Here is a 4,371-nt window from a genome sequence, read left to right on the forward strand (position 1 = left end):
CCTAGCACTTGATTCACATCTGCAATTTCAATAGCCTCGTCCGTAAAGCCAATACATTGATCCAGCAGACTCAAGGCATCGCGCAATCCCCCTTCCGCCGCCTGCACCATCACCGCCAAGGCTTCTTCCGTTACCGTAATATTATTGTTTTTGGCGACTAATCGCAAACGTTCTAACAGGTCGGCCCGGGAAATCCGGTGAAAATCAAAGCGCTGACAACGCGACAGGATGGTGGCGGGCAGTTTATGGGCTTCCGTAGTGGCCAGGATAAAAATTACATGTCCCGGCGGTTCTTCCAAGGTTTTAAGCAAGGCATTGAAAGCCTCTGTAGTAAGCATATGTACTTCATCAATAATATAAACCCGAAACCGGCCGCCCGACGGGACGAACTGCACCCGTTCCCGCAGGTCGCGGATCTCGTCAATCCCCCGGTTGGAAGCCGCGTCAATTTCTAAAACATCCAGGGAACCGCCTTGGTTGATGCTTTGGCAATTAGCGCATTGATTGCATGGTTCCCCGGCCTGGGACTCAAGGCAGTTTACGGCTTTGGCCAGGATCTTCGCAATACTGGTCTTGCCCGTTCCCCGAGGCCCGCAAAAAAGATAAGCGTGACTTATCCGACCCTGCTTCAGGGCATTGATCAAAGTCCGCGTAACGTGTACTTGGCCTACTACTTCACTAAATTTCTGGGGTCGCCATTCCCGGTACAAAGCCACATAAGCCACAAGGGTCCCCCCAATCCAGATAAACTGAAATAAGCCGCCTAATTGGCGGCTCATTTGGGTCAGTAAAATCAATAGCCGTGCACCCGCCTTCGAATTGGCCTCCCAGGCGTTACAGACGCAGTTAGCTCGATCCAGGCTCCCCCACGGCACACTGAAGGGTTCCCTTAGTGCTGCTTCCTTCCAGACCTGACACGGTTCAGGAGTTCCAGTTGCGCAGGACCCAGAGGTCCTCACCACTTACGACTGCCAGACCCTACAAGACAAACCCTCGGGTGGGAATTCAGCCCCGCTGCAGCGGTTTGCGGGTACAGGGCACCGCTACCTCCCCGCCTAGCACGACTAATCCTATATTAAAATAAATGGCGGAGAGAGAGGGATTCGAACCCTCGAGACAGGTTATGCCCATCTACTCGCTTTCCAGGCGAGCGCCTTCGACCAGCTCAGCCATCTCTCCATCCACAGTTTAACAGCTTCATGCCCTACTGATTAAACTACTTATTAAACTATTTACTGTCACCGTAATATTTTATAACTATTTTAATTAAATTGCAAGCGCCAACTCGTTTATTATGTGTTTGTTCTGTGGTGCTGTTACTGTTCACACCCCAACCGAAGCAAAAAAGCCAGTGCTAAATAATCTACTTACAACACTGGCTTTTAATCACCTTTTATCGTTTTCACCTTAGTTCAGAATTGTTGCAACGCTCTTGAACAAGTTGTCCTCTTTGGCACTCAGTAAATCAACTATAGACATGCTGTTGCATAGGTAAACCAAGCTATCAAAGCTCCTGAATGCCATGACTTGCCTTTGTTTTCTTTTAAAATTTCTCCCTTTTCGCTCGCATAGATTATTATTTGCTGGAACTCTAACATCATGCAAAAATAACAAATGGCTGTCTCTATACGTATCCAACCTTCCATAAAGGTTATACCCATCCTTGTAATAATTGGTTGGCGGCTCGTATTCATACTCTTGCTTCGCCAATTCCAATATTTCTTTATAGCTGGCTTCAAACTCTTTCACCTTATCGGGGTCAGGATCGGGATTTTCTACTGAAAGCCCTTTTCGATAGTGGATCATCTCCTGCAACAGCTTCCGCATTTTTCTGTTCCATTGAAGATTTGGCTCATTCTCCATGCTATCCTTAAGATAGCGGAGTACATGAACCAGGCACTCTTGGTGATCGTCGCCATAGCGGTAGAAGGTGATGTCGTGATCATGCACCAGTATCCCGTGGTAGTCTTCGACTGGCGTTTTGGCTATGCCTTTGTGTCCTTTGTGTTCCCTTGCGAAATACAAGGTTATGCCTGGCACGGCACATATGGCAACCTGGACGTTTTTGCCGTTGACCCTGGCGCTTGTGAAATCGGCGTTCATCACCGGTGAAAGCAGAAGGTCGGCAAACGCCTTTTTCTGCTCCGCCTCCGTCTTGGTGGAGAATTCTTTGCTCAGCCCGTTAATCATTCCTTTTGAAATCTGCAATTTACCATCTGTCATGTCAGATAGGAATTCTCTCACTTTGTCTATGGCGACGCCGCAACGGTTATTCAGCAGGAAAGCGACGGCCTTTACGCTACCCCCATAGTTGATATCATTGATAACCCCATTGGGGAAATCGGCATGGACACGCTGGCCGGTACGTACATTTCTAAACTCTGGGGTGTCATATTCAACAACATGAACGGTGATGCCTATATTGACCACCTGCTTGCTGATCACCTTGCCGGTTGGCTTGTATTCATTGCTACGGACATATTTATCCGGTGCGGGGATATCAATGCAGTCTGTAGGTGTGTGTCTTTTCCGGCGATGACCATCGTGACCAGGCTGTCCGCCGGGTTTCCTGCCCGTTTTCTCCCGATTGTTGGTTATTTTCTTATGGTTGGGTTTTCGGGACGAAGGGATAGATGAGTTCTCGTAATCTCGGTTGATCTGCGCTTTCAGTTGCTGGTTCGCTCCTTTTTGCTCCTCAAGTTCTGTCTTGACCTGGTACAGTTCCACAATCTTGTCCCTTAGCTTATCCTTGGCAGCATCGAGCTGTCGCTGTGTTGCGAGAAGCCGATCTTCCAAGGCTTTGATTTTACGGTCTTTTTCGCATAATTCTTTTTCGTGCTCTTTAGAGATGTCTTCGAACACCTGCATCCAGTTCGTGCGCATCGTGACGGTTTCACGATATGCGCCGGCCAGATCTGATTTGAGCTTGGCAATTTCCCGATCTTTGGCGGTAAGCCGCCTTTCACACTGCAAGCGCATCGATATATACTTCTCCCCGGACTCAAATGACTGCACCCGGGAAGTAAGGGATTGCACCTTGTATTGGAGGTTTGTGATGAATTCGAAGTTCGGTCCTATGGTCATTCAACTTTGCTCCTTCATCTTGCCAGCCTTATCTCCGAGCAACACCGTCTGCCAGGCTTTTGATAGTGGGTATAGGTAGATGTCCTTTATCGGGACAATGGCATTATTGTGCCCGCCGTTTCGTCCACGTCCCGTTGTCTTTCCTACATGGATCCAGTTTGCAGCTTTGTAGCAAGTGCCTTTGAAACGGCCGGACTCAACGAACGTTTCGAGCAAACAGATGGAATGTCCATATTTCTGCTCCCAATCGGCAGATATCCTTTTGGATATGATAGATAGTATATGGCTGGCTAAATGAGGGACGCTAACCCAGGGTAGGATGATAAATCGCGAATTATTGGTCGTCATGATGAGATTGACCCTGCGTTCTTCCTTTGTCCAGCCGATAAATGCGTCGCGGTCACGGCAAGACCAAGCAGTAGAACCAAACAGCAGACTGGCAAGAGGCTTCCCGTCGTGGCTACGGACCAGATACGCCATGCTTTCGCTTATGCAGCGATCAAACTTCAAGTAGTGGTACTGGTCTATGTAGGACTTTATTTGTTGCCAGTCAGCTTTTGACGTCACAACTTCAATCCGTAATGGCTGTAGTTCCTTTAGCTTACAGTTTATTGGCGTCTCATCGTGAATAAGATGCTTGACACCCTTACTGTCTCCAGGACGCCGCGTTACTTTTTTCGGTGCAGGCAAGGTTATTTTTCCTGCCTTGTCCAGCGCATTTAGCATATCACGACAAGACATGTCCTTTGTTCTGCCTTTGGAATCCCGCCAGTCCCATATTTCACAGAGCATCACTGACAGTCTTGTCCGCCCCTTGTCCGGGTTATCCGCAATTAACTGGCGGATAGTATCAATGAGTTTATCTGTAATTTCAGGCCTTTTATATGTACTCATGCATTTTATATTCGACAAAGATTTTCAGAGACCTGTTTTTATTTGAAAAAAAAGAGGCTTTCGCCTCAATTATTTTATGACATGATTATATTTTGAATCATCTTTTGGGTTGGGGTGTGAACAGTAACGAACAAACGGGCTTAGGACAGGAATTTTTGTTATTTACTTGCAACCTTAATTGGACCAAGGTATAATTATGCTTAAGCAGGTTGTTCGGTGTACCCCGGTTGAGTATCCCGGAATCTCCGGGATTTGTTTATTTTTGGGCGGGAAAGCAATTAGCGGCTTGAACGGTTCTAAAAAAACCTTCAGTTTAGATTACCGGATAAATACAGCCGATTCTGTTTAAATGGACGGGAAGCAGAATCAACGCAGGAGGTGTGGGTTTGTCAG

General features: G+C 47.4%; 3 protein-coding genes, 1 tRNA gene and 1 other RNA gene. All 5 read right to left on the reverse strand.

All coding sequences use genetic code 11. From position 1 onward, the window contains the following. On the reverse strand, window positions 1-725 hold a 725-nt coding region (gene dnaX / locus KO464_09110; protein ID MCC7573530.1), incomplete at its 3' end, for a DNA polymerase III subunit gamma/tau. Window positions 726-800: 75 nt separating this feature from the next. Continuing rightward, an RNA gene (gene ffs, locus KO464_09115) (signal recognition particle sRNA large type) lies at window positions 801-1,064 on the reverse strand. Window positions 1,065-1,085: 21 nt separating this feature from the next. Beyond that, window positions 1,086-1,179 (reverse strand) — tRNA-Ser (locus KO464_09120). Window positions 1,180-1,407: 228 nt separating this feature from the next. Next, the gene (locus KO464_09125; GenBank protein MCC7573531.1) at window positions 1,408-3,084 is read right to left on the reverse strand and encodes a transposase; all 1,677 of its coding nucleotides are present in this window, start codon (window positions 3,082-3,084) and stop codon (window positions 1,408-1,410) included. Then, the gene (locus KO464_09130) at window positions 3,085-3,978 is read right to left on the reverse strand and encodes a DUF4338 domain-containing protein (protein ID MCC7573532.1); all 894 of its coding nucleotides are present in this window, start codon (window positions 3,976-3,978) and stop codon (window positions 3,085-3,087) included. Between the last annotated feature and the right edge of the window lie 393 nt (window positions 3,979-4,371).

The organism is Methanofastidiosum sp. (genome assembly GCA_020854815.1).
Lineage (GTDB): Archaea > Methanobacteriota_B > Thermococci > Methanofastidiosales > Methanofastidiosaceae > Methanofastidiosum.

Excerpts from the sequence above, each read along its gene's own strand:
- KO464_09125 (MCC7573531.1), bottom strand. The coding sequence starts at position 3,084 with ATGACCATAGGACCGAACTTCGAATTCATCACAAACCTCCAATACAAG.
- KO464_09130 (MCC7573532.1), bottom strand. The coding sequence starts at position 3,978 with ATGAGTACATATAAAAGGCCTGAAATTACAGATAAACTCATTGATACT.